The following is a 23419-nucleotide window of genomic DNA, read 5'->3' on the forward strand; positions in this document are numbered from 1 at the left end:
AAAACGGTACGGACATAAAATAAATTCCGGGACATTCCGTTTCGGTTGGGTATATTCTATCATGCGGTGTGACACAATGCTTCTTCAAAGAAAACCGGGTTGGGGTGAACCAATTTGAGCAAAAAACAGATTAAATGGGTCATTGTTGGCGTGGAGGTACTGCTGATTGCAGCACTGTTCTTACCGGCGGGAAGAACGCTGAATGGTTCCGGGCGCGAAGATAACAGCCTGAGCGTGTTCGGGATGATTGCCCGTTACGGCGGGCTGGGGTTTGGCACGGACGCGCTGTTTTACATGATTTTGGCCTGTGCGCTTCCCGTGGCCGTAGTTGGAACCGTTTTTCTGCTGCACGAGCGCTATAACTTCGGAGCTGCCACGCTTTTGAGCGCGCTGCAGACCGCGTCTTCCGCCTGCTTTTTCAGTGCGGTGTCGCGCAAACTGGTGGATTATACAGCGCTGACCATGCTGCCGTATTTGATTGTTTTGGTGCAGTTGGCATCTGTGCTGCTACTGATTTATGCATTCCTTCTTTCCGAGCCAGGCCAGCGGCGTGGGTCTAACGAGACGAATGAGGGGAAACGGGATTCCTAAGAGGAAAGTTTCGACCCGTGAGCTTTCTTGATTGACAAAGCCCGGGCAGTATTTTATAATAGGGGAGTTGCCTGACCCAAATGGAATACGTCTCCGTAGCTCAGTAGGATAGAGCGACTGCCTCCTAAGAATATGTTAATCACGGGCCAAATGATTTTTTGAAATCTGAAGTCCGGTTCGAATGGAGTCGCGATTTCGGCGTTTTTCTAACGCCGGGGAAGAGGAACATTTTTAAGCAAATTGCTTTCAAGGGGCAAAAATCCATTAGCAAAATGACCGTTTTTCTAATGGATTTTCTCTCTGAAATATAGATCGTCACCTTGGACGAAACGTGAAAAACCACGTAAAATCAAGGAAATTTCATAGATGTCTCTGTAGCTCAGTAGGATAGAGCGTCCGCCTCCTAAGCGGAAGGCCGCTGGTTCGAATCCAGTCAGGGACGCCAGCGCACTATCGCGGAAGATTTTTCATGAAATCTTCCGCGTTTCTTCTAATAAAAAAGAGGCTTCATTGATGAAATGCTAAAAAAACAGGGCTTTTATCTAATGAGGAAAAACACCCTGAAACGGTGATTCCGCTAAAAATGGCGCATGTTTCTGTGTTCACCGGTGTATCTGGGTGTAAATCTGTGATAAATCACCCCTATCGCTGCAGAAATCTGAAATACGATACCCGGAACTGTTATGACGGAAGAAGTGACTGGAGGGCAGATTTCTAAAGGCGTTAGAAAATCAAGTGGCGAAATATTAGATTTCTAAAATCAACCGCCCAAATTAGAGAAAGCATTAATTCAAAATTTATGGGGGTAACAATGAAAAACATATTAGTTGTACTTGGTGGTGGAAGAGCAAACGGGAATACAAAACAATTGGTCGATGCTTTTGCAAAAGGAGCTGAGGAAGCCGGTCACATTGTTGAAATCATTTCTTTGAACAAACTCACTGTTAATGGGTGTATTGGGTGTAATGCCTGCAGATACGGAAAACCTTGTATTCAAAAGGATGATTTTAACGACCTCGTTCCTAAAATTAAAGCAGCAGACTTAATCGTATTTGCTTCACCGCTACTTTTTTGGACAATATCGTCTAAACTGAAGGCATTTATAGAACGGTTTTATTGCATTGCGGAAGTGGACGAGAATCCGCCAATGGGACGTTATGAAAAATATCCGATAAAAGATGCTGCATTATTGATGACTTCAGCGGATAACTTTTTTTGGACATATGAACAGGTAGTATCATATTATAAGTTCGCAATCATAAATTATATAGGCTTTAATGACAAGGGAATGGTCTTAGCCGGAGGATGCGGAGATACAAATGGTAAGCCGCAAATAGCAAAGACAAATCATTTGGCAGAAGCTTATGAATTTGGAAAAGCCGTCTACAAAGAATAGTATAAATTCCGATTTTCCGTTCTCACGAACAACAAAATATCGATATCTTACATAGCCCCGTGGTGATGAAAATCACTGCGGGGCTTTTGTCGTCTCCGGACTTCCCCGGCGGCGGATCAAAACTATGGAGGATATCGTGATGAGAAAAAAAGCGAGACGCAAAACCATTCTGATCGACGGGATCAGATACTACGATGACAAGCCGGATACCTGCCGTAAGTGCTTCTTCTGGAAAAACCGCAAGGTCGGTTGTGTGCTTGGGGCGCAGAACTGCTACTACCTGGCTGAGGCGGTAAAAACCGAGCAGGAAAAGAAATGTGAGGGCTGCTGTTACGCCAAAGGCCATCCCTGTGTCAGCGCTGTCTGCTACAAGGAACTGGACGCATGGCTCAGAGCAAACCGGGCTAACCGTGCAAAGAAAGAAGGTGCGGCAAATGAGTAAGAAGGACGAGGTCTTCCGCAGATATGAAAAGCTGGCGAGGGCTGCGAAGAGAGAAAAGCCCGGGAGCGCATCGGAGCATAAACCCGGAAGCTGCGCTCACTGCCTCTACTATCGCCCGGATTTCAAGTATCGCCGGTGCCAGTTCACCAGATGTCCCTACGGTAAGGATAAGGATGTGTTTCGCAAGAAGCCTCTGAAGCGCGATAAATTCTCCTGAAAGCAGGTGGTGACTATGAGTGTTTGATTATTTCTACGGTGCCCAGGCAGAACAGTTTGCCTTCTACCGGGTTCCCAAGGTGCTTTTTACGAATGACCGATTCAAATATTTGTCGGCAGAGGCCAAGACTCTGTATGGCATCTTACTGGACCGCGTTCCCCTTTCCGCGAAAAACGGATGGATCGATGAACAGGGCCGCGTATATATCATCTGCACGATTGAAGAAATCATGGCGGACATGAACTGCGGAAACAAAAAAGCGATCCAGCTGTTATCGGATCTGGAGGAAAAGGTCGGTCTCATTGAGAGGAAGCGTCAGGGGCTGGGAAAACCAAACCTGATCTATGTAAAGAACTTCATCTCGGTGGATAACCCTGTGGAAAGACATTTCTTGAAATGTCAAAATGACACTTCTGGAAGTGTCGAAATCACATCTCTTGAAGTGTCAAAAGGACACGGAAATAAGACTGATATTATTAATACTGAGTATAGTGATACCGATTCCTTCTATTCCGACAGAAATGTCGGGAAAGGAAACGAAGCGATGCGGATCCGAGCTCAGTATGAGGATTATTTCAGAGAATCTCTCGAGCTGGATTATCTTTTCCGGGATAGGACACTTGATCAGGATGCGCTTCATGCCATGGTCGATCTCATGATTGATGTATGCTGCTCCACAAGAAAAAGCATTCGTATCAACCGGGAAGATATGCCGATCGAAGTCGTAAAAAGTCGATTTATGAAGCTGGATGCAGAGCATATCAAATATGCGCTGATGGCACTGGCAAACAACACAACTCGCGTTAAGGACATGAAGCAGTACATGCTGGCAGTCCTCTACAACGCACCAACTACCATCAGTTCTTACTATCAGAACTGGGTACAGCACGACATGGCCAATGGCTTGATCTAGGAGGTGATCATTATGTCGAGAGCCACAATCATGGCTGTTGTGAATCAGAAAGGCGGAACCGGAAAAACTACCACCTGCGAAAATCTGGGCATTGGCCTTGCCAATGAGGGAAAAAGAGTGCTGCTCGTGGACACGGATCCGCAGGCGTCCCTTACCATTGCCCTTGGACATCCCAGGCCGGATGATCTTCCGGTCACGCTGACCGACCTGATGGCGAAGGTCCTGCAGGATCAGCCCATCGCACCTAAGGAGGGTATCCTGTCACATGAAGAAGGCGTGGATCTTGTTCCTGCAAATATCACGTTGTCGGGTATGGAGGTGTCGCTGGTCAATGCCATGAGCCGCGAAACTGTTTTAAGGCAGGTTTTAGATGCTTTGAAATTTCAGTACGACTACATTCTACTGGACTGTATGCCCTCTCTGGGCATGCTGACCGTCAATGCGCTTGCCGCATCGGATCAGGTTCTCATTCCAGTCCAGGCAAACTATCTGTCAGCAAAGGGTCTGGAGCAGCTGCTTCAGACGGTGAACAAGGTCAAACGTCAGATCAATCCCAAGCTTCGAATCGAAGGAATTCTGCTGACCATGGTGGACCTTCGTACCAACTTTGCAAAGGAGGTCAGTACGCTGATCCGTGATACCTACGGCAGCAAGCTGAAGGTCTACGACGCAGACATCCCTCGCTCCGTCCGTGCAGCGGAAATCAGTGCGGAAGGCGTGAGTATTTTCAAACACGATCCGGGCGGCAAGGTCGCTGAGGCCTATCGGAGTCTGACAAAGGAGGTGCTTCAGAATGCCGAAAAGAGGCGGAAACATCAGCTTGACCAGCTACGATGATATCTTTGAAACGGACGAGAGCCGTGCAGAGAGTCAGCTGGAACGAGTGCAGAATATCAGCATCAGCGAGCTGGTGCCCTTTAAGGATCATCCCTTTAAGGTGGTCGATGATGAAGCCATGCTTCGAACAACGGAGAGCATCGCACAGTACGGTGTGCTGACACCTCTGATTGCCAGGCCGTTGGAGGACGGTGGGTATGAAATCATCTCCGGACATCGCCGTGCCCATGCTGCTGAGATGGCAGGGCTGACGGAGGTTCCGGTTCTGGTAAGGCAGATGGATGATGATGCCGCCACGGTGCTCATGGTGGATTCCAATCTTCAGAGAGAAAACATTCTGCCCAGTGAGAGGGCTTATGCGTACAAGATGAAGTTGGAGGCGATGAAACGAACAGCTGGCAGACCATCAAAAGAAAATGTGTCCCAACTTGGGACACAAAAAAGATCAGACCAAATTATGGCTGAGGAACTCGGCGAAAGCCGCAATCAGATACAACGCTACATCCGTCTCACCAACCTCATTCCCGAACTTCTGGAAATGGTCGATCAGAAGCAGATTTCCTTCAATCCGGCGGTTGAGCTTTCCTACCTTGCTCCGGAGGAACAGGAGATTTTCATGCAGGCTATGGATGAAGTGCAGGCCTCCCCTTCTCTTTCTCAGGCTCAGCGTTTGAAGAAGCTGGCACAGGAAGGCGATTTTACCATGGATGCTGCCAGAGAGATCATGAATGAAGTGAAAAAGGGCGATCTTGAGCGGGTCACCTTCCGAAATGAACAGCTGAGGAAGTATTTCCCCAGGTCCTACACCACACAGCAGATGCAGGACACCATTATCAAGCTTCTGGATCAGTGGCAGAAAAAGAAAACCCGCGACCAGGAACGCTAAATGAATACCCATACCCTGAGCACTGTCAGAAGGACAACTTTTGATAGTGCTTTCTTTTTACCCAAAACACGAAAAGGAGTATCAATCAATGACTGAAAAAGAAATGATGAATCAGATGCAGAACCTGCTTGGTATCGGGAAAAAGCCTTCCGAAAAAGAGGCTGCAGCGATTGCGCTTGCAGATTCGGTAGACGAGCTGGCAGAAATGTTCTGTGACAGTGCCATTGTCCTTTCCCGAATTGCCAGCCTGCTTCAGGGAAAGAAGAATCCCTGGGAAACGAAGAATTTCGAAGACATGGATGACTGGGATGAGGATGGCATGGCCTGTATGGACGCGACCGTCCTTTTTGCGGTTCCCGGCAAGCCGGTACAGCTGATGACAGAAGAAGATGCCCTGTCGAAGTTTCCGGGCTTTGATGATGAGCAGACGTTTTATTGTGTTGAGATCGGTGACCATCTGTTTCTTCACTATATGGAGCACACCTGGGAAGGCGAAGAGGATATCACCATTACGGCTCCGGTTTATATTGCCAGAGTCAATGACGATGAAACCGAATGTGAGGAGCTTACCGCTATGGACTTTCTTGCTGCAATGATCTTTTTGAATGACCATTTCGTGACTATTACCGGTGAAGACGGAAAGACCATCTGTGGTTATTGGCTACCGAAAGAGAAAAAGGAGGACTAACACATGGATTTTGATCAGTTTAAGATTCAGGTTGTCGATGAGATGCGTGAGCGCTTTCCTGATCTGGATATCGGCATTCAGGCCGTTTCGAAGCTGCAGGGCGAATCCTATACCGGTCTGGCGGTCAGCCCTGCAGGCAGTAACGTTGCTGCCACGATGAACCTGGACTATGTTTACAAACGTGTTGAGGATGGTATGCCTATGGAAACGGCCCTTCATAACATTGCAAAGCAGATTGCTGAGATTGCCGGAAGCATGCCTCAGTTCGATACCCGGGCGCTGATGGATTACGATCAGATGAAGGAAAAGCTGACCCTTCAGATGATTCCCATTGCCGGAAACGAGGAAAGGCTTTCCGAAATTCCTCACAGAGCTGTGGAGGACATGGCTCTTGTTTACCGCTTCGAGATGGAGAGTAATGAGCAGGGCTCTGCCAGCATTCTCGTAACCAACAACATGCTTCAAACCTATGACATTACTGCAGATCAGCTTCATTCGGATGCCCTGGAAGCTGCCGTGGAGAACCATCCGGCAACCCTTCGCAACATGAACGAGGTCTTGCGTGACATGATGGGCGATGCTGCCGGTATGTTTCTTCCGGAGGAGCCTTCCCCCATCTGGGTCGCTACGGTAGAGGGCGGTCAGAACGGTGCCTGCATCCTTCAGTATCCGGATTTTCTGGATCAGGTGGCTGAAACGCTGGGCGGCGATTTCTACGTTCTCCCTTCTTCGATCCATGAGGTTCTGTGCATTGCCGATGACGGAAGCATGGAGCTCAGTCATCTGGAGGAAATGGTGCGAACCATCAATGAGGCGGAGGTCGCGCCTGCGGACCGTCTCTCTGACAACGTATTCCACTATGACAGTGAGGAACACATCTTTGAAAATGCCCGTACCTTTGAGGCCCGCGAGGCTGCCAGAGTAGAAGCCATGCTTGCGGATGAGCCTGCCGGATTTATGGAGGCAGATACGATTACCATGCTTCTGGTTGAACCCAACGAGCACCCGAAGGTCATTGAAGCCAAGACCGGCCTTGAGGATCTTCAGCAGCTGGTAGGCGGTTTTATTGAGGTGGTGTATCCCTTCGAGGATCCTGTGGGCCTGATCGTCAATGAGGAAGGCAAAATCAACGGGCTTCCTCTCAACCGTGCTCTTCGTGATGAGGACAATGAGGTCTATGATGTGATTGCCGGTTCCTTTCTGGTAACCGGTCTTACGGAGGACAGCTTTGGTTCCCTCACTCCGGAGCAGATCGGCAAGTTTGAGGAGTTATTCCACCAGCCGGAGGCCTTCGTGAAAATGGGACGCAGCATCATGGCAATCCCTATTCCCGACGAGGCCCTCCAGTCACGCGAAGCGGTAAAAGCCGCCGAAGAGATCGGCGGTAAGCCGAAGCAAAAAAGGCCTGAGCATGACGGCCACTGATGATGTTGAAAGAAGGAGGTACACATGGTTAGACCACTGGCGTATATCACTGCAAACTGGAGTGATAACGAATTTGAAGCAAAAAGCACAGCCCTGCGTTATTGCCGAAAGGTGTATGATGCAGGGTTTTCTCCTATCTGTCCGAGACTCATGTATGAGGAGCTCTTACGGGATGAGATCCCCCAGGAGCACAAGGACAGGATCGAAATGGCATCGGAGCTTCTCCGAAGATCCCGCATTCTCGTGGTCTGCGGCGATTCGATGGATGGCCAGGTCAAAGACGATATCGGTCTGGCAAAGAGGCTCCGCATTGCCGCTACGACTCTTGACGGCATTATGAAGGTGGAGGGCTCCGCCGGGAAAAAGGCATGATGCCGGAAAAATGAACCAAAGGAGGTGGTGAGCATTGCAGGAGGAAGTAGAAAACAGGACCGTGAATTTGGCCATCAGTACGACCAAGCTTACGGCCCGCAGTATTGTCCGACTTGGCCTGAAGGGTATCGCATATATCAAGCGAAAATCTCAGGAAGCAGCAATGAAAAATGAGAAGCCCACCGGCAAGCAGACCATTCAGGAGCTGATCGGTCAGAATCAGGGCGTCACCAATATCGACATTTCCAAAACAGACCTGAAGGGCTTTGAAAAGTATGCCCGGAAATACGGTGTCGATTATGCAATCACCAAGGATAAATCCGTACTTCCACCGAAGTACCTGGTGTTCTTTAAGGCAAGGGATGCAGATGCCATGACAGCAGCATTCAACGCCTACTCTGCAGAGGTGCTGGCAAAGAACAAGCGCCCGAGCGTTCTGAAGACGCTGCATAAGCTGATCGATGCCGTGAGAGACATCCCCGCGAAGGTGGTAAGCAGGGATAAGCAAAGGGAGCAATCGCGATGAGCCCGGATACCGTTAAGCTGAAAAAACTTCTGATCCGGGCCCTCCCCTATATCCTGATCGGTCTGGTCTGTACCAATCTGGGAGAAGCCTGGCGAATGGCGGAGGGCGCGAATGCTTCTGAAAAGCTGCTGTCATTCTTCACGACGATGGGCATTGCTTTCGGAAATCCTCTTCCGAGCTTTCATCCCATTGACTTGATGGTGGGCCTGATCTGCGGTGCAGGTCTGAGAGCTGCCGTCTACATCCGGGGAAAGAACGCCAAAAATTTTAAGCATAACCTTGAGTATGGTTCTGCCCGGTGGGGTGGGCCGAAGGACATCGAGCCCTTCATCGATCCGGTCTTTGAGAATAATGTGATCCTCACAAAGACAGAGCGGCTGATGATGAGCAACCGTCCGAAGAATCCTGCCAATGCCAGAAACAAGAATGTACTGATCGTCGGCGGCTCCGGTTCCGGTAAAACCCGGTTCTGGATTAAGCCAAACCTGTTGCAGCTGCATTCTTCCTATGTTCTGACAGACCCGAAGGGCACGACCCTGCTCGAGGTTGGAAATGCATTTGTCCATGCGAATTACCGGATCAAAATCTTCAACACAATCAATTTTCACAAGTCCATGCACTATAATCCTTTCGCCTATATCCACAGCGAAAAGGACATCCTGAAGCTGACGACCACGCTCATGGCGAATACCAAGGGTGACGGAAAGGGCGGCGATCCGTTCTGGGACAAGGCCGAGACCCTTCTCTACTGTGCTCTCATCGGCTACATCCATTATGAGGCACCGAAGGAGGAGCAGAACTTTGCCACGCTCATCGAATTCATCAACGCCATGGAGGTACGTGAGGATGATGAGGATTTCCAGAATCCGGTGGATCTGATGTTTGAAGACCTGAAAAAGAAGAAGCCGGATCATTTTGCAGTCCGGCAATATGCCAAGTTCAAGCTGGCTGCGGGCAAGACCCTGAAAAGTATTCTGGTGTCTGCCGGTGCCCGTCTCGCTCCCTTTGACATTCAGGAGGTTCGTGAGATTACCATGTATGACGAGCTGGAGCTGGATACTCTGGGAGATGAAAAAACTGCCCTGTTCCTGATGATGTCAGATACAGACGGCAGCTTCAATTTCCTGATCAGTATGATCTACACGCAGCTGTTCAACCTGCTGTGTGAAAAAGCGGATGATGTTTACGGCGGCAGGCTTCCGGTCCATGTGCGATGCCTGATCGATGAGGCGGCAAACATTGGCCAGATCCCAAACCTGGAAAAGCTGGTCGCCACAATCCGTTCCCGTGAAATCAGCGCCTGTCTGGTGCTGCAGGCCAGGTCTCAGCTGAAGGCCATCTACAAGGACAATGCCGATACCATCATCGGCAACATGGACTGCCAGGTCTTCCTGGGCGGCTCTGAACCTACCACTCTGAAGGAACTCTCCGAAGTGCTCGGCAAGGAAACAATCGATACCTTCAATACATCGGATACACGAGGCAATAGTCCAAGCTACGGAACCAATTATCAGAAGCTGGGTAAGGAACTCATGAGCCGTGATGAACTGGCTGTTATGGACGGCAGCAAATGCATCCTGCAGCTGAGAGGCGTTCGTCCTTTTCTGTCGGATAAATATGATCTGACACAGCACCCGAACTACAAATACACCGCCGATTATGATAAGAAACTCACCTTTGATATCGAGAAGTACCTGAGTACCAGGGCAAAGCTTCACCCGAAGGATGAGTTTTTTGTTATGGAAGCAGAAAATTAAGGAGGTAAGCCGCAATGGCAGATGAAAGAAATCCGTTGCCGATGGATGTTCCTGACTTCGTAAGAGAAGCGGAAGAAGCTATAGCGCGTGGCGAAACCTTTGGCCAGCCGCTGGCTGAGGTAACGATCAAATTTGGTAAGGGGCTCGTGGGTGAGCCCTTTACTTCGAAAAGCGGTAAAGAGCTGGTGGAAGTCAGTATCCCGAATCCGGATAAGACCGATACCCGTCCTTGGGAATCCTTCGTGATCTCCCCGAAGATGATTCACGATAATCAGTTCGGGAAAGGCGTATGGATGAAGCTTCCCGAGGATGGTACGACCCGACTTTCCCGTTCGGTGAAGACCGGCATGGATGAAACCGGAAGATCCACCTGGGGTCGTGAGACCAGAGAAGTGAGCAACACGGAACTGAAGGCCCTGATGGAGTCCTATAAAGATAGATCCAGAGGCTCTGTCCTCTCGGACTTGTCTGACCGGAAGGAAGAAACAGCGGCAGCCAGCCCTTCCGGTAAGGCTGCCAGGAAGCAGGAAGCTGCCAGATAAGGAGGCAAAATGGCGACATTCGTTTTCACCGGCGAGGAGTATATCAATGCAGATCATATCATCAGCATTGATGCCAGCCCGGGTACAGCAACCATCTGGATCCGGTTGGATACCGGCGACAAATATGCCCGAAGCGCAAAGCATCTGAAAGAGATTCTGGAAACACTCGGCTGCAGGAAAGCGGAACAAAACGAGTAAATACTCGGGCAGCAAGCGGCAGCTTGCTGCCTGTTTACATATCCGGGACTGATTGATCATCGGCCCCGGATATTTTTATGCCCTTCTTTTCCTGCAGGTGCACATGCCGGGAGTCGCAAGGGCAATTTTCATTTCATTATCCCGACCACATAGGCGGGCAAATCAAGGAGGAAAACTTTATGGCATTTTTCAACAGCGCAGTCGGTGTTCTGCAGACTCTGGTAGTAGCACTCGGTGCAGGTCTTGGTATCTGGGGTGCAATCAACCTTCTGGAAGGCTACGGCAACGATAACCCCGGTGCAAAGTCTCAGGGTATGAAGCAGCTGATGGCCGGTGGCGGTGTGGCCCTCATCGGTATCACACTGGTACCCCTGCTTTCCGGACTCTTCGGTTAATCCGAAGTCAGACTGCTTGCCGGAGCAGTAAATCCGGCCAGGCGGCGCAAGCTGCCTGTTTACATACCTATAGGTTATTTCAAAAAAGGGTATGTAACGAATAAGGCACCGGAAATATGGGAATACTATCCCTTACTCGTAGTTCTTTTCCCTTATTTACAGGATATTATAAAGGGTAAATCCGCACGAGGCGTTGACTATTCCCTTATAAATGAATATAATATAAGGGAAAGAGATGGAGGCTAAGGGAATGAGAACTTTTAATTACTCAGCTATCAAGAATCAGAAATGGGATTCTGAAATCCTTGGGCTTATTGCTGCAATCTATAAAGAGGCTGGTAAGCAGGAGCTTTACCTGAAGCAACGCCTGGACGAATTGGAGAAACTGGTTGAAATAGCAAAGATCCAGAGTACAGAGGCATCCAATGCGATTGAAGGTATTGTTACCACCAATACACGAATCAGACAGTTGGTAGAGGAGAAAACAACTCCAAGGAACAGAGACGAGCAGGAAATTGCAGGATATCGAGATGTGCTTTCCATTATCCACGAAAGCTACGATGCCATTCCTCTGTCAAGGAACTATATCCTGCAGCTTCATAAGATTATGTACAGCCATATGAATAACCCAATGGCCGGACAGACGAAAAATGTACAGAATTATATCAGCGCGACTTTCCCTGACGGTCATACCGAAATTCTTTTCACACCCCTGGCCCCGTTCGAGACGCCGGAAGCCCTGGATCGGATCTGTGAGGAGTACAACAAGGTGATCGGCAACATGGAATTGGAGCCCTTAATTGCGATTCCGATCTTCATCCACGATTTTCTGTGCATTCATCCGTTTAACGACGGCAATGGCAGAATGAGTCGTTTGCTGACTACGCTGCTCTTATATCGCAGCGGATTCTATGTTGGAAAATATATCTCCCTGGAGGCGAAGATCGCTAAAAATAAGGATTTGTATTATGACGCATTGAACCGTGCACAGCATGGTTGGCATGAAGGAACCGAGGATGCAGTTCCGTTCATAAAATATCTGCTAGGTACCATTCTGGCTGCGTATAAAGACTTCGGGGACAGATTTGCCATCGTGGAAGAGAAGCTTCCTGCCATTGATATGGTTCGCAAGGCTGCTCAGAATAAAATCGGTCGTTTCACGAAGCAGGATATCCGGGAGCAGTGTCCTTCGCTGAGCCTTAGTTCTGTAGAGAGTGCGCTGCGAAAAATGGTGGCATCCGGCGAACTGAAACGTGAAGGAGCCGGAAAATCGACCTGCTATATTCGCTTGAAATAGCGTATAAGAGTAATGAAAATCGGAAGTTGTGGAGGTAATTATCAATGAGAAATATTTACGATAATAGTGAATTTTTTGCCGCATATGCGGAAATGGGAAGAAGCAAAGATGGTCTGAAAGCTGCTGGAGAGTGGCATCAGTTGCAACCGTTATTCCCTAAATTACAGGGAAAAAAAGTTTTGGATTTAGGATGTGGTTACGGTTGGCATTGCAAATATGCCGCACAAATGGGAGCTACTGAAATTCTTGGTATTGATAGTAGTCAAAAAATGATTGCAAAAGCAGTAGCTGATAACTCTGATGACAAAATCAAGTATAAAGTTTGCGGTGTTGAAGAATACATTTATCCTGAAAATACTTATGACCTAGTTGTTTCTAACCTGGTACTGCACTATATCGAAAATTTAGCTAATGTTTATCAAAAGGTGTATTGCACATTAAAAGTAGGTGGGTATTTCCTATTCAATATTGAACATCCGACTTTCACCGCAGGTGTTAATGAGGATTGGATTTATGATGAAAATGGGAAACCTAAATATTGGCCAATCGACAATTACTATTACACAGGCGAAAGAGAAACCAATTTTCTTGGTCAACGAGTAATTAAACAGCACCACACATTAACGCAGATATTGAATCCACTTATAAAATGTGGTTTTCAAATTGAGGCTATTGAGGAAGCAATGCCTCCGGCAGATATGATGGGTTTGCCGGGAATGTGTAATGAAATGCGTAGACCTATGATGTTGTTGGTTAAGGTTAAAAAGGTTTAATAAACAACTTCCAATTTTTGAAACTGAGAAATCGGAATTTGTGGAGGTAAAATATAGATGAATCAAGGTAGAATTATTGTAATCACAGGTGCGCCGGGGACAGGAAAAACTACAACGGCATCTGTTGTTGCAAAAGAATCAGATTTGGAAAAGTCTGTGCATATGCACACAGATGACTTTTATCATTATTTGAGTAAAGGGGCAATACCACCGCATTTGCCAGAATCAAATGAGCAAAATTTGATTGTCATTGAAGCGTTTTTAGAAGCTGCGAAGCGATATGCTCGTGGTGGATATGATGTAATTGTAGATGGCATTGTAGGACCGTGGTTTTTAGAGCCGTGGCTCAACATTGTTCAAGAGCATTATGAAGTACACTATATCGTTTTAAGGGCAAGTAAAGAAGAAACTATGAAGCGAGCTATCGAACGCTCAAAGTTAGACAGAGAAACAAATATTGAATTAGTTGAAACAATGTGGAATCAATTTTCCAATTTAGGAATCTATGAATTAAATGTTATAGATACAACTACGCATTCAATCAAAGATACTGTTTCAGCAGTAAAAGAAAAAATAGTAAGCGGTACGGCCTTACTATTTTAGACAATTCCAGTTTGTTGAACCGAATACATTTACATAGCCAGGACTGACTGATCATCAGTTCTGGCTATTTTTCTGCCCTTCTCCGGCTGCAGGTGCACATGCAGCTTTGAGGAGGGCTTTGTTATATCCACATTTTTCATTACAGATGGCCCGGTTATCCACCAACTATACTTCGGATCCGGGCAAAGGAGGACAAACTTATGGCATTTTTCAACAGTGCAGTTGGCGTACTGCAGACTCTCGTAGTGGCACTCGGTGCAGGTCTTGGCATCTGGGGTGCAATCAACCTTCTGGAAGGCTACGGCAACGATAACCCCGGTGCAAAGTCTCAGGGTATGAAGCAGCTGATGGCCGGTGGCGGTGTAGCCCTCATTGGTATCACTCTGGTTCCCCTGCTTTCCGGGCTCTTCGGCTAAGAAAGGAGTGTTAATCGTTGGACAGCGTACTCGATCAGATTGGTGATTGGCTGAAGGAACTGCTTGTTTCCGGTATCATGAACCAGCTGACGGGACTGTTTGATTCGGTAAACACTCAGGTTGGCGATATTGCGACGCAGGTGGGGACGACTCCGGCGAACTTCTCGCCGGGCGTCTTCGCCATGATCCGGAATGTTTCCGAATCAGTGATTATCCCGGTCGCAGGCTTGATATTGACCTTCATTGCCTGCTACGAGCTGATTCAGATGATCATTGACCACAATAACCTTGCCAATTTTGAAACCTGGATCTTCTTCAAATGGGTTTTTAAGACCTTTGTAGCCGTGACACTCATCACCAACACCTTCAATATTGTGATGGCAGTCTTTGATGTGACGCAGCATGTGATCAATAACGCAGGCGGACTCATTGCCGGGAATACGGCGGTGGATGCTGCAGCTTTAGAGGCCATGCAGGATACGCTGGAGGCCATGGAAATCGGACCGCTGTTTGCGCTGTTCCTTCAGTGCATGGTCGTTCAGTTTACCATCAAGGCGCTGAGCGTTGTGATTTTCGTCATTGTCTATGGACGAATGATCGAAATCTACCTGATGACCAGTATGGCACCGATCCCGTTCTCGACCTTCGGAAACCGGGAACAGAGCATGGTGGGACAGAATTATCTCCGATCCCTGTTCGCGCTTGGCTTCCAGGGCTTTCTGATTATGATCTGTGTCGGCATCTATGCCGTGCTGATCCAGAGCGTCTCCGTCTCGGATGACATTATCGGATCCATCTGGGGCATCCTCGGATACACGGTGCTGCTGTGCTTCACATTATTCAAGACCGGTGCTCTTGCAAAAAGCGTCTTCTCGGCACACTAAGGAAGGAGGTCCAGTAAATAGTGGCAGCTTATATCCCTGTCCCTCGCGATCTTACGAGGGTCAAATCAAAAATCCTATTTAACCTGACAAAACGTCAGCTTCTCTGCTTTGGGGCGGGTGCACTTATCGGTGTCCCGTCTTTCTTTTTGCTCAAGGCGGGCGGCAATACCAGCATGGCGTCCATCTGCATGATCATCATCATGCTGCCGTTCTTCTTTCTCGGAATGTATGAACGGGACGGTCAGCCGCTGGAAAAGCTCGCAAAGCAGTTCATTCAGGCCAAGTTTGTAAGGCCGAAGGTTCGCCCCTATCAGACGAACAACTATTATGCCGTCCTGATCCGTCAGGCACAGGCAGAAATGGAGGTAAATCACATTGTTTACGGTGAAAAATCTGTTCCGAAAAACAGAAAAAAGAAACCTGAACATGCCGAAGAATCTGACTAAGGCTCAGGCAAGGCAGGTTCAGGAGATCATCGACCGCGCAAGGCGTGATGACGGCATTCCCCGCACCGCACAGCAGTCGATCCCGTTCCAGCGTATGTTCCCGGATGGCATCTGCCGTGTCAGCGACAAGTATTACACCAAGACCATCCAGTATCAGGACATCAACTATCAGCTGGCCCAGCAGGAGGACAAGACCGCGATCTTCGAAGAGTGGTGCTCCTTCCTGAACTTTTTCGACAGTTCCATTCATTTCGAGCTGTCTTTCATGAATATGGCGACGGATGCCGAAGTCTTTGAGAAGAACATCCGCATTCCGTACCGCAACGACAACTTCAACAATGTCCGCAGCGAGTACAGTCAGATGCTGAAAATGCAGCTCGCTCAGGGCAATAACGGTCTGACAAAGACCAAATATATCACTTTCGGTATTGAGGCTGAGTCTATGCGCGAGGCAAAGCCCCGCCTGGAGCATGTGCAGACCAACCTGATGAATAACTTCAAGCGCCTTGGCGTATCGGCAAGGGTCCTCAATGGGAAGGAACGTCTGCAACTGATGCATGCCATGTTCCACATGGGTGACAACGACCGTTTTTATTTCGACTGGAGCTGGCTGGCAGGCTCCGGACTTTCCGTGAAGGACTTCATTGCGCCCACATCCTTCTCCTTCCCGGGCGGAAAAACCTTTACCATGGGCAGCCTGTACGGAGCCATGAGTTATCTGCAGATCACAGCATCGGATCTTTCCGACCAGCTTCTGAAGGATTTTCTGGATATGGAGTCCAGCGAGATCGTCACCATGCACATCCAGTCGGTAGACCAGACCACTGCCATCAAGCAGATCAAGCACACCATTACCGAGCTTGACCGCAGCAAGATTGAGGAGCAGAAAAAGGCGGTCCGTTCCGGTTATGACATGGACATTATCCCTTCCGACCTGGCTACCTATGGTAAGGATGCGAAGGCCCTTCTGAAGGAACTGCAGTCCCAGAATGAGCGTATGTTCCTGATTACCTTCCTGATCATGAATACCGGCAAGACCCAGCAGGAACTGGAGAACAACGTATTCCAGGCATCCTCCATTGCCCAGAAGCACAACTGCAACCTGAGAAGACTGGATTTCCAGCAGGAGCAGGGGCTCATGAGCAGTCTCCCTCTTGCCAACAACCTGATCGAGATCCAGCGTGCCCTGACCACCAGCTCCACGGCGATCTTCATTCCTTTTACCACACAGGAGCTGTTCCAGAATGGCGATGAGGCCTTGTATTACGGTCTGAATGCCCTTTCCAACAACCTGATCATGGTGGATCGGAAGAAGCTGAAGAATCCGAACGGTCTGATCCTCGGTACGCCCGGTTCCGGTAAATCCTTCTCCGCAAAGCGAGAAATCACCAATGCCTTCCTGGTTACCAACGATGATATCATCATCTGCGATCCGGAGGCCGAGTACACGGCCTTGGTCAACTGCCTGGAGGGTCAGGTTATCAAAATCAGTCCGACCAGCACCCACTATATCAACCCCATGGATATCAACGAGTCCTACTCTGAGGATGATAATCCGCTGGCTCTGAAGGCAGACTTCATTCTTTCCCTCTGCGAGCTGATCGTTGGCGGTAAGGAAGGCCTGCAGCCCATTGAAAAGACAGTGATTGACCGTTGTGTGCACCAGATCTATCAGCACTACTTCGAGGATCCGAAGCCGGAGAACATGCCGCTTCTGGAGGATCTCTACAATGCACTCTTACAGCAGGAGGAAAAGGAAGCCCATCGTGTGGCAACGGCGCTCGAAATCTATGTCAAGGGCTCGCTGAACCTTTTCAACCACAGAACCAACGTCGATATCCGGAACCGTTTCGTCTGCTATGACATTAAGGAGCTGGGGAAACAGCTGAAAAAGCTCGGCATGCTGATCGTTCAGGATCAGGTCTGGGGCCGCGTCACGGCTAACCGTTCTGCCGGTAAGACGACCCGCTACTATATGGATGAGTTCCACCTTCTTCTGAAGGAGGAGCAGACCGCTTCCTATTCCGTTGAGATCTGGAAGCGCTTTCGTAAATGGGGCGGTATTCCCACCGGTATCACGCAGAACGTAAAGGATCTGCTTTCCAGCCGCGAGGTGGAGAACATCTTCGAAAACTCAGACTTCGTGTATATGCTGAACCAGGCTGCCGGTGACCGCCAGATTCTGGCACAGCAGCTGAACATTTCCCCCCATCAGCTTTCCTATGTGACCCATTCCGGAGAAGGGGAAGGCCTCCTGTTCTACGGCAATGTCATCCTGCCCTTCGTGGATCATTTCCCGACGGATCTGGAGCTCTACCGTATCATGACCACAAAGCTGTCCGAGGTGGCAGAAGCAAAGGCGGTGTGATATGGCAAAGAAAGCGACCAGGCTCCATTTCACAGAGGACGAGCTTACAAATCCCAAGGTCAAAAAGGCTGTGTCCAAAGCTGAACGGGCAGCGGACAAAGCGGACCGGGCGGCAGCGAAAACGCCGAAGAAGAGAAAGCTGAAGCTGGATGAAGATAAGGCAGCCGGGCGAAAGGCGCATCTCACCTTTGAAAAGCAGGAGATCCCTGTCGGTGAACTGACCGGCAGGGGCAACCGCTTCACCAGATCGGCGGTTCATTCCACGACTGCAGCCGTGTCCGGAACAATTCACGGACAGATTTCTGCCAATAACCAGGACGATAATACGGCAGTCCAGGCTGTCGATACCTCTGCAGAAGCAGCTGAGGTCAGTGCACATGCCATTGATCATGCGGTCTACAGTAAGAAGCTGAAGTCCTATGAAAAGGCGGAATATCTGCAGACCAAATCCGATGCCGCCAATGTGGAAGCCATCTATCAGCAGCGTATGGCGGAGCATCCGGAGGAATTCTCCAACCCGGTATCCCGCTGGCAGCAGAAAAAGGCGATTCGAAAGGAATATGCGGCAGCCAGACGAGCCGAAGAAGCAGCGGCAAATGCAAGTGCGGCAGCCAAGGAAGGCGCTGCTGGGGTAAAAACCCTTGGGCAGAGGCTTGTTGACTTCAAGGACAAGGCCTTTGAGTATGTGACCGAGCATCCGCAGGTGTTTCTGGCTATTGGAGCATTAGCGGTTCTGATTATGATCGTTTCGTCATCGCTGTCCTCCTGCTCCGCTTTCCTTCCGGGAGGCTCCAGCGCCATTGTGGCAACCACGTTTACAGCAGAGGATGAAGATATCATCGGTGCAAACAACGACTACAAGGCGCTGGAAGCAGAGCTGCAGCGGAAGGTCAATAACATCGAATCCACCTATCCCGGTTATGACGAATACAACTACTATCTGGATGAGATCGGCCATGACCCCTATCAGCTGGCAGCCTATCTGACGGTTCAATTCGAAGATTATACGAGAAGCGAGGTTCAGTCCACTTTGCGTTCCCTCTTTGATCGTCAGTATGAGCTGAAGCTTGAGGAAGAGATCGAGATCCGATACCGAACAGAAACCAGAACAGGCACCACCACTTCCACGGACCCGGAGACCGGCGAAGTAACGGAAGAGGAATATGAATATGAGGTTGAGGTCCCTTATGAGTACTACATCCTCAATGTCACACTGACCAATAAGAACCTGGGCCATGTGATTACAGAGTCCGGCGGCATGAATGAGGATCAGGCGGAGCGCTATGCTATCCTGCTTCGGACCAAGGGCAATAAGGAATATCTTTTCGCGGATGATCCTTACGTCACGACCAGCAGTGAGTATCTGAAATACGACATTCCGGGTGAAGCGCTGACGGATGAGCGATTTGCCAACATGATCCGTGAAGCGGAGAAATACCTGGGATATCCCTATGTCTGGGGAGGTTCTTCCCCTTCCACCAGCTTTGACTGCTCCGGCTTTGTTTCATGGGTAATCAATCACTGTGGAAATGGTTGGAACGTGGGCCGACTGACGGCAAGCGGTTTGATGAATCACTGTTCCATTATCCGGCCAAGTGAGGCAAAGCCCGGTGACCTGATTTTCTTCCAGGGAACCTACAACACATCGGGGGCCAGCCATGTCGGTATCTATGTCGGCAACGGCATGATGATTCACTGCGGAAACCCGATTTCCTATGCATCTATCAACACGTCCTACTGGCAGCAGCACTTCTATTGCTATGGACGAATTCCTGATTAAAGGAGGTAACGCAATTGACAAAGCTTGAAAAGATCGGCGCTGATCTGAAGCGTGCCCGCGTAAAGCAGGCCGAATGGAATCAGCGCGTGAAGGATCTGGAGAATCGCTATCGCGAGGAGGAAAACAGTGTGATTCATTCCATGGTTCACGCTGCCAATCTGACTCCGGAGCAGCTTGCCCAGATCATTGAACTGGCAGCCAAAGGAACTGTCGGTGTTTATCCGGAACAGGCCGATGTGCCTGAAATCAATAACGAGGAGGACAGAGAAAATGACGATTAAGAGAATGATGGCAGGACTCATGGCAGGCATCCTGATGATGGGAACCCTTTCCACGACCTGCTTTGCAGCTGCAGCGGATAGCGACAATACGGAAAAGATGTCTGAGGTGCTCGAAGAAAATGCGACGACCACCTCTGATGTGGCAGACACTGCGGAAACGGAGGAGGAAAAGTTCCCTTACGATGTGAGCGTTGATGAGGACGGCAATTACACCTTCTCCTTCGGTGACTGGGAATGGTCTACTGAAGACATGGAAACGGATGGAACCGACGCAGCGGTCAATAACAAGGTCAGAAGTTATCTGAACCTTCGCTCCGGTTCCGGCATGGAATATGAGATCATCGGCCATTTGCTTCCCGGCGAAAAGGTCCAGGTGATCAGCGAGGATGGCGACTGGTATCAGGTTGTGATTCCCGAGAGAACCGGCTATGTGTACAAGGACTATGTGGACATGCTGAAAAAGGAAGAGGAAAGCGGAACCATTGATGAAGAGTTCCTGGCGATGCTGCTCTATCTCATGATGAGCAGCATGAATCAGACGGACACTTCTCTTCCTCTTACCCCTGATGGCAACCTGACTCTGGTTGATGATATCGGGCCCTCCACCGGGGCCGGTCAGCAGTTTATTACCATGGTGACCAAATCCGGCAACTACTTCTATCTGATCATCGACCGCAATGACAAGGGTGAAGAGAACGTACATCTCCTGAACATGGTGGACGAAGCGGATCTTTTTGCACTTATGGACGAGGAGCAGGTAAAGGCGTTCCAGACGGCACAGGATGCCGCCAATGCCGAGGAAGAAGAACCTGCGGTTAATCCGCCTGCACCTGATGAAGATGCAGAGTCTGATAATCAGGAGCCTCAGGTGACGGAAAAGAAGCCTGTGAACATGCTTCCTATCGTTGGTGTGATCGCCGTCCTGATTGCCTGCGGAGGCGGCTACTTTATGATGCAGACGAAAAAGAAAAAGGCCTCTGAACAGAGACCCGATCCGGATGCGGATTATACCGAGGATGACGACGATGAGTACGAGATTCCGGAAGATGACAATGACGAAGATGAAATTGAGTATCTGGACAAGGACGATTCTGAAGAGGTTGAGGACTCTCAGGAATAATGAATAAGGGCGTGGCTCGGGGTGGCGAAAGCTGCCCTGTTACATAAGTTTTGCATTCATATCACAAAAACGCAAAAAAGTCAAGAAAAAGGTAGAAGAACAGATGGGTATGAGGTATAATAACATAGATATCATTTATGCAGCAAGGAGGTGGGGATATGAAGATGAAGAAATGCAAGCTCTTTTGGAAACTTGGAGATTCAGATAAGCATATCATCAGTCAACCATTTGATGATGATGAAGAGTATTATTCATTTTTAAAGAGACAATTCGATGATGGATATCGTCAGATTATCGTTTCCTCCGAGACAATGATAGAATTGATTAAAGATAGTGTAATAAATCAAGGTCTAAAGGTTTATAAAATCGAGTTTGCTGAAGAGGATTCTTCTTTATCCGAAGATGTTGCAAGTCTATTAGATGCCATAACAGTACGTCCAGTATTGTTTAATACACTAATAGAGAAATTGCTTTTTTTGGCAGAGACATCATCGATTGACATTAATCGTATTTATATTTCCGGCCGATTAGACAGTGGAGTTGCTGTAGATTTTTATATTCAATCCAATGGTATTGTAGCTATTAGCGATAGCGCAGATGGTAATCTGTTGGATAGAATAAGCACCTTAATTGAGAGGTGTTTATTCGGATGAAGAAAAAGGTAATAAGTGCACTCTCAATCTTATGGAAAATCGCAATTCCTTTGCTTAGTGCAGTGATTGGGTTAAAAATAGTTGAAAAGTTCAATGTGTTTCAAATTCTTCACATAATTGACGATGCTGATAAAGCGTTTGACGTTTGTACGACTGTTTATTTTGCAATAGTTGATGTTGCTTTGCTTTCTTTTGCAGAATGGATTAAAAACACCTTTTTTACTCCTCAAATAATTCAGGTAACACTGAGTAAACCTGGAGATATGGTGCAGAAAAGTTCTGTCCCAGATTTACTTCTTTATGAGAATAGACCTTGTGAAGCAAGATTAACGGTAAAAATCAGTGCAAAGAAAAAGACCTGCAAAGATTTGAAACTCACGATAGAAGGCATTAACTTTGCAACTATGCAATTGCCTGCAGCAAGTGCTGAAGCAAGTGTTGATGCGAATGGAAATTTTGTTATTGATTTGGAAAAGATGTTTGGTAATCAGGAATTGGCTAATACAATCCAAACATTCAGAATTCTTTTTTCAAAGGAACCAGTCAATGGTATTTGTCAGAGTGAGTTGTACCCAAAATTGAGTAAGGAACCATTGTTCCTTACTTTTGATACCAATAAGCTAATCATAAGAACGGAGGGATAAAGTGGCTACTACGAGATGGAAAGATAGTTCAACAGCGGAAATTAGTAAGGCCATAGCCCTATTAGTTGATTCCGTAGAGAATGATGACAGATCATCTGGGATTAGTCGCGAAAATTGGGTAATTAAGAAAATATTTGATGACGATAAGACTATTACGTTATTTGGAAATGACCTTACATACAATGTTATTCGATTTTCATATGACAAAATTACACTATATGGTAGTGAAGTGAATGTAATTCCTCAAAATGGAATTATTATTGTGTACTCTAATAATCAGACCATAAATTATATAATTGATAAAAATTCGGATGCAAAGCTGGTTCTTAGGAAGCTTCTTTCGTATACAGGGAGAAATGAAATTGATGACAACGGATTCCGTTTTGATAGTGACTTTTTTCTATGGCTTATAAATAGAGTTTACTACACGAATAATGCTATTGAAATTGCCGAAGAAAACGGTTTTGAGTTGGAATTGCAATCGATAAAGGGATTCAGTGGTGATACTGAAGATTCTCAGACAAAGGTATCGGCATCTGGTGAATCAGTTATGAATATCATCAGTACGCTGTCGTTCTTTCTTGAAAGTCGCAAATTAAAGCAGATAAAGCTAGACTTGAAGTATAAAACACATGAAAGAATAGAACTGATACTTAAAAATGGTACTCTGGAAGTTGATCTTAAATCGTATTTAGGAAGTTATGATGAGGATCAAACTGATGAACGAATTGCTAAGCTTTACTTGATGGCATATATTGAAATAGTACCGATACTTATTCAAGAATACAGAACAGATATTGAAAATGACCTTTGGAATAAAGAATGCTATGTAAAGTTTATGAACAATGTAGCGGATACTTTGAAAGAAAAAATTGAAGAAAAAACAAAAGCTATAAATGCGGGGCTTCCAGATATTGATTAATACTTAACTTACATACCCCTCCCTTCCATACCGGATCGGAGGGGCAA

General features: G+C 47.8%; 28 protein-coding genes and 1 tRNA gene. All 29 read left to right on the top strand.

Features of this window, described 5'->3' with window-relative positions; translation table 11 throughout:
* Positions 1-114 precede the first annotated feature (114 nt).
* A complete protein-coding gene (locus ACSVDI_RS01935) occupies positions 115-591 on the top strand; it encodes a hypothetical protein (protein WP_457944344.1) in 477 nt (158 codons plus the stop codon).
* Between the two features lie 368 nt (positions 592-959).
* Positions 960-1036, top strand: a tRNA-Arg gene (locus tag ACSVDI_RS01940).
* A 366-nt stretch (positions 1037-1402) separates the two neighbouring features.
* Complete coding sequence (locus ACSVDI_RS01945) at positions 1403-1987, top strand: flavodoxin family protein (RefSeq protein WP_306569440.1); 585 nt, start codon at positions 1403-1405, stop codon at positions 1985-1987.
* A 139-nt stretch (positions 1988-2126) separates the two neighbouring features.
* On the top strand, positions 2127-2429 hold the full coding sequence (locus ACSVDI_RS01950) for a hypothetical protein (protein WP_306569439.1): 303 nt from the start codon (positions 2127-2129) through the stop codon (positions 2427-2429).
* On the top strand, positions 2422-2646 hold the full coding sequence (locus tag ACSVDI_RS01955) for a hypothetical protein (protein ID WP_306569438.1): 225 nt from the start codon (positions 2422-2424) through the stop codon (positions 2644-2646). The genes ACSVDI_RS01950 and ACSVDI_RS01955 overlap by 8 nt, the downstream gene beginning before the upstream one ends.
* Positions 2647-2665: 19 nt before the next feature.
* The gene (locus ACSVDI_RS01960) at positions 2666-3559 is read left to right on the top strand and encodes a DUF6017 domain-containing protein (RefSeq protein ID WP_306569437.1); all 894 of its coding nucleotides are present in this window, start codon (positions 2666-2668) and stop codon (positions 3557-3559) included.
* 12 nt (positions 3560-3571) lie between these two features.
* Positions 3572-4396 carry a ParA family protein gene (locus tag ACSVDI_RS01965; protein ID WP_306569436.1) on the top strand — a complete coding sequence of 275 codons (825 nt, stop codon included), beginning with the start codon at positions 3572-3574 and terminating at the stop codon, positions 4394-4396.
* On the top strand, positions 4353-5282 hold the full coding sequence (locus tag ACSVDI_RS01970) for a ParB/RepB/Spo0J family partition protein (RefSeq protein WP_306569435.1): 930 nt from the start codon (positions 4353-4355) through the stop codon (positions 5280-5282). Before ACSVDI_RS01965 ends, ACSVDI_RS01970 begins: the two co-directional genes overlap by 44 nt.
* An 88-nt stretch (positions 5283-5370) precedes the next feature.
* On the top strand, positions 5371-5970 hold the full coding sequence (locus ACSVDI_RS01975; protein WP_306569434.1) for a hypothetical protein: 600 nt from the start codon (positions 5371-5373) through the stop codon (positions 5968-5970).
* Positions 5971-5973: 3 nt separating this feature from the next.
* Positions 5974-7395 (top strand): DUF5688 family protein, encoded by a 1422-nt coding sequence (locus tag ACSVDI_RS01980; protein ID WP_306569433.1) that lies wholly within the window; start codon positions 5974-5976, stop codon positions 7393-7395.
* A 24-nt stretch (positions 7396-7419) separates the two neighbouring features.
* A complete protein-coding gene (locus ACSVDI_RS01985) occupies positions 7420-7767 on the top strand; it encodes a DUF7768 domain-containing protein (RefSeq protein ID WP_457944348.1) in 348 nt (115 codons plus the stop codon).
* Between the two features lie 34 nt (positions 7768-7801).
* Positions 7802-8293, top strand: coding sequence for a PcfB family protein (locus ACSVDI_RS01990; RefSeq protein WP_306569431.1), 492 nt, complete (start codon positions 7802-7804; stop codon positions 8291-8293).
* The gene (locus tag ACSVDI_RS01995; RefSeq protein ID WP_306569430.1) at positions 8290-10050 is read left to right on the top strand and encodes a VirD4-like conjugal transfer protein, CD1115 family; all 1761 of its coding nucleotides are present in this window, start codon (positions 8290-8292) and stop codon (positions 10048-10050) included. Before ACSVDI_RS01990 ends, ACSVDI_RS01995 begins: the two co-directional genes overlap by 4 nt.
* A 14-nt stretch (positions 10051-10064) precedes the next feature.
* Entirely contained in the window at positions 10065-10592 is a 528-nt protein-coding gene (locus ACSVDI_RS02000; protein ID WP_306569429.1) for a hypothetical protein, read from the top strand.
* 9 nt (positions 10593-10601) lie between these two features.
* Positions 10602-10790: a hypothetical protein gene (locus tag ACSVDI_RS02005; protein ID WP_306569428.1), complete on the top strand. Its 189-nt coding sequence runs from the start codon at positions 10602-10604 to the stop codon at positions 10788-10790.
* A 179-nt stretch (positions 10791-10969) separates the two neighbouring features.
* On the top strand, positions 10970-11185 hold the full coding sequence (locus ACSVDI_RS02010) for a Maff2 family mobile element protein (RefSeq protein ID WP_021633195.1): 216 nt from the start codon (positions 10970-10972) through the stop codon (positions 11183-11185).
* A 250-nt stretch (positions 11186-11435) separates the two neighbouring features.
* Complete coding sequence (locus tag ACSVDI_RS02015; RefSeq protein WP_306569427.1) at positions 11436-12482, top strand: Fic family protein; 1047 nt, start codon at positions 11436-11438, stop codon at positions 12480-12482.
* A gap of 44 nt (positions 12483-12526) precedes the next feature.
* Positions 12527-13255, top strand: a complete 729-nt coding sequence (locus ACSVDI_RS02020) for a class I SAM-dependent methyltransferase (protein ID WP_306569426.1) — start codon at positions 12527-12529, stop codon at positions 13253-13255.
* A 57-nt stretch (positions 13256-13312) separates the two neighbouring features.
* Positions 13313-13858, top strand: a complete 546-nt coding sequence (locus ACSVDI_RS02025; RefSeq protein ID WP_164811723.1) for an AAA family ATPase — start codon at positions 13313-13315, stop codon at positions 13856-13858.
* A gap of 200 nt (positions 13859-14058) precedes the next feature.
* On the top strand, positions 14059-14274 hold the full coding sequence (locus ACSVDI_RS02030; RefSeq protein ID WP_021633195.1) for a Maff2 family mobile element protein: 216 nt from the start codon (positions 14059-14061) through the stop codon (positions 14272-14274).
* Between the two features lie 17 nt (positions 14275-14291).
* Positions 14292-15158 carry a VirB6/TrbL-like conjugal transfer protein, CD1112 family gene (locus ACSVDI_RS02035; RefSeq protein WP_306569425.1) on the top strand — a complete coding sequence of 289 codons (867 nt, stop codon included), beginning with the start codon at positions 14292-14294 and terminating at the stop codon, positions 15156-15158.
* Positions 15159-15178: 20 nt separating this feature from the next.
* A complete protein-coding gene (locus ACSVDI_RS02040; protein ID WP_306569424.1) occupies positions 15179-15604 on the top strand; it encodes a PrgI family protein in 426 nt (141 codons plus the stop codon).
* Positions 15585-17972, top strand: a complete 2388-nt coding sequence (locus ACSVDI_RS02045; protein WP_306569442.1) for a VirB4-like conjugal transfer ATPase, CD1110 family — start codon at positions 15585-15587, stop codon at positions 17970-17972. The genes ACSVDI_RS02040 and ACSVDI_RS02045 overlap by 20 nt, the downstream gene beginning before the upstream one ends.
* A gap of 1 nt (position 17973) precedes the next feature.
* Positions 17974-19752, top strand: coding sequence for a C40 family peptidase (locus ACSVDI_RS02050; protein WP_457944352.1), 1779 nt, complete (start codon positions 17974-17976; stop codon positions 19750-19752).
* 14 nt (positions 19753-19766) lie between these two features.
* A complete protein-coding gene (locus ACSVDI_RS02055) occupies positions 19767-20033 on the top strand; it encodes a DUF4315 family protein (RefSeq protein ID WP_457944354.1) in 267 nt (88 codons plus the stop codon).
* Positions 20023-21153: a CD1107 family mobile element protein gene (locus ACSVDI_RS02060; protein ID WP_457944355.1), complete on the top strand. Its 1131-nt coding sequence runs from the start codon at positions 20023-20025 to the stop codon at positions 21151-21153. The genes ACSVDI_RS02055 and ACSVDI_RS02060 overlap by 11 nt, the downstream gene beginning before the upstream one ends.
* Positions 21154-21311: 158 nt before the next feature.
* Positions 21312-21806, top strand: a complete 495-nt coding sequence (locus tag ACSVDI_RS02065; RefSeq protein WP_306569420.1) for a hypothetical protein — start codon at positions 21312-21314, stop codon at positions 21804-21806.
* Complete coding sequence (locus ACSVDI_RS02070) at positions 21803-22450, top strand: hypothetical protein (protein WP_306569419.1); 648 nt, start codon at positions 21803-21805, stop codon at positions 22448-22450. The genes ACSVDI_RS02065 and ACSVDI_RS02070 overlap by 4 nt, the downstream gene beginning before the upstream one ends.
* Before the next feature lies 1 nt (position 22451).
* Positions 22452-23372: a hypothetical protein gene (locus ACSVDI_RS02075; protein ID WP_306569418.1), complete on the top strand. Its 921-nt coding sequence runs from the start codon at positions 22452-22454 to the stop codon at positions 23370-23372.
* The last annotated feature ends 47 nt before the right edge of the window (positions 23373-23419 follow it).

This window comes from Caproiciproducens sp. LBM24188, assembly GCF_054130445.1.

Bases quoted from the DNA above. Each gene is read 5' to 3' on its own strand.
- ACSVDI_RS01945 (WP_306569440.1), top strand. From the start codon at position 1,403: ATGAAAAACATATTAGTTGTACTTGGTGGTGGAAGAGCAAACGGGAAT.
- ACSVDI_RS01950 (WP_306569439.1), top strand. From the start codon at position 2,127: ATGAGAAAAAAAGCGAGACGCAAAACCATTCTGATCGACGGGATCAGA.
- ACSVDI_RS01955 (WP_306569438.1), top strand. From the start codon at position 2,422: ATGAGTAAGAAGGACGAGGTCTTCCGCAGATATGAAAAGCTGGCGAGG.
- ACSVDI_RS01965 (WP_306569436.1), top strand. From the start codon at position 3,572: ATGTCGAGAGCCACAATCATGGCTGTTGTGAATCAGAAAGGCGGAACC.
- ACSVDI_RS01970 (WP_306569435.1), top strand. From the start codon at position 4,353: ATGCCGAAAAGAGGCGGAAACATCAGCTTGACCAGCTACGATGATATC.
- ACSVDI_RS01975 (WP_306569434.1), top strand. From the start codon at position 5,371: ATGACTGAAAAAGAAATGATGAATCAGATGCAGAACCTGCTTGGTATC.
- ACSVDI_RS01980 (WP_306569433.1), top strand. From the start codon at position 5,974: ATGGATTTTGATCAGTTTAAGATTCAGGTTGTCGATGAGATGCGTGAG.
- ACSVDI_RS01985 (WP_457944348.1), top strand. From the start codon at position 7,420: ATGGTTAGACCACTGGCGTATATCACTGCAAACTGGAGTGATAACGAA.
- ACSVDI_RS01995 (WP_306569430.1), top strand. From the start codon at position 8,290: ATGAGCCCGGATACCGTTAAGCTGAAAAAACTTCTGATCCGGGCCCTC.
- ACSVDI_RS02000 (WP_306569429.1), top strand. From the start codon at position 10,065: ATGGCAGATGAAAGAAATCCGTTGCCGATGGATGTTCCTGACTTCGTA.
- ACSVDI_RS02005 (WP_306569428.1), top strand. From the start codon at position 10,602: ATGGCGACATTCGTTTTCACCGGCGAGGAGTATATCAATGCAGATCAT.
- ACSVDI_RS02010 (WP_021633195.1), top strand. From the start codon at position 10,970: ATGGCATTTTTCAACAGCGCAGTCGGTGTTCTGCAGACTCTGGTAGTA.
- ACSVDI_RS02015 (WP_306569427.1), top strand. From the start codon at position 11,436: ATGAGAACTTTTAATTACTCAGCTATCAAGAATCAGAAATGGGATTCT.
- ACSVDI_RS02020 (WP_306569426.1), top strand. From the start codon at position 12,527: ATGAGAAATATTTACGATAATAGTGAATTTTTTGCCGCATATGCGGAA.
- ACSVDI_RS02025 (WP_164811723.1), top strand. From the start codon at position 13,313: ATGAATCAAGGTAGAATTATTGTAATCACAGGTGCGCCGGGGACAGGA.
- ACSVDI_RS02030 (WP_021633195.1), top strand. From the start codon at position 14,059: ATGGCATTTTTCAACAGTGCAGTTGGCGTACTGCAGACTCTCGTAGTG.
- ACSVDI_RS02045 (WP_306569442.1), top strand. From the start codon at position 15,585: ATGCCGAAGAATCTGACTAAGGCTCAGGCAAGGCAGGTTCAGGAGATC.
- ACSVDI_RS02050 (WP_457944352.1), top strand. From the start codon at position 17,974: ATGGCAAAGAAAGCGACCAGGCTCCATTTCACAGAGGACGAGCTTACA.
- ACSVDI_RS02060 (WP_457944355.1), top strand. From the start codon at position 20,023: ATGACGATTAAGAGAATGATGGCAGGACTCATGGCAGGCATCCTGATG.
- ACSVDI_RS02065 (WP_306569420.1), top strand. From the start codon at position 21,312: ATGAAGATGAAGAAATGCAAGCTCTTTTGGAAACTTGGAGATTCAGAT.
- ACSVDI_RS02070 (WP_306569419.1), top strand. From the start codon at position 21,803: ATGAAGAAAAAGGTAATAAGTGCACTCTCAATCTTATGGAAAATCGCA.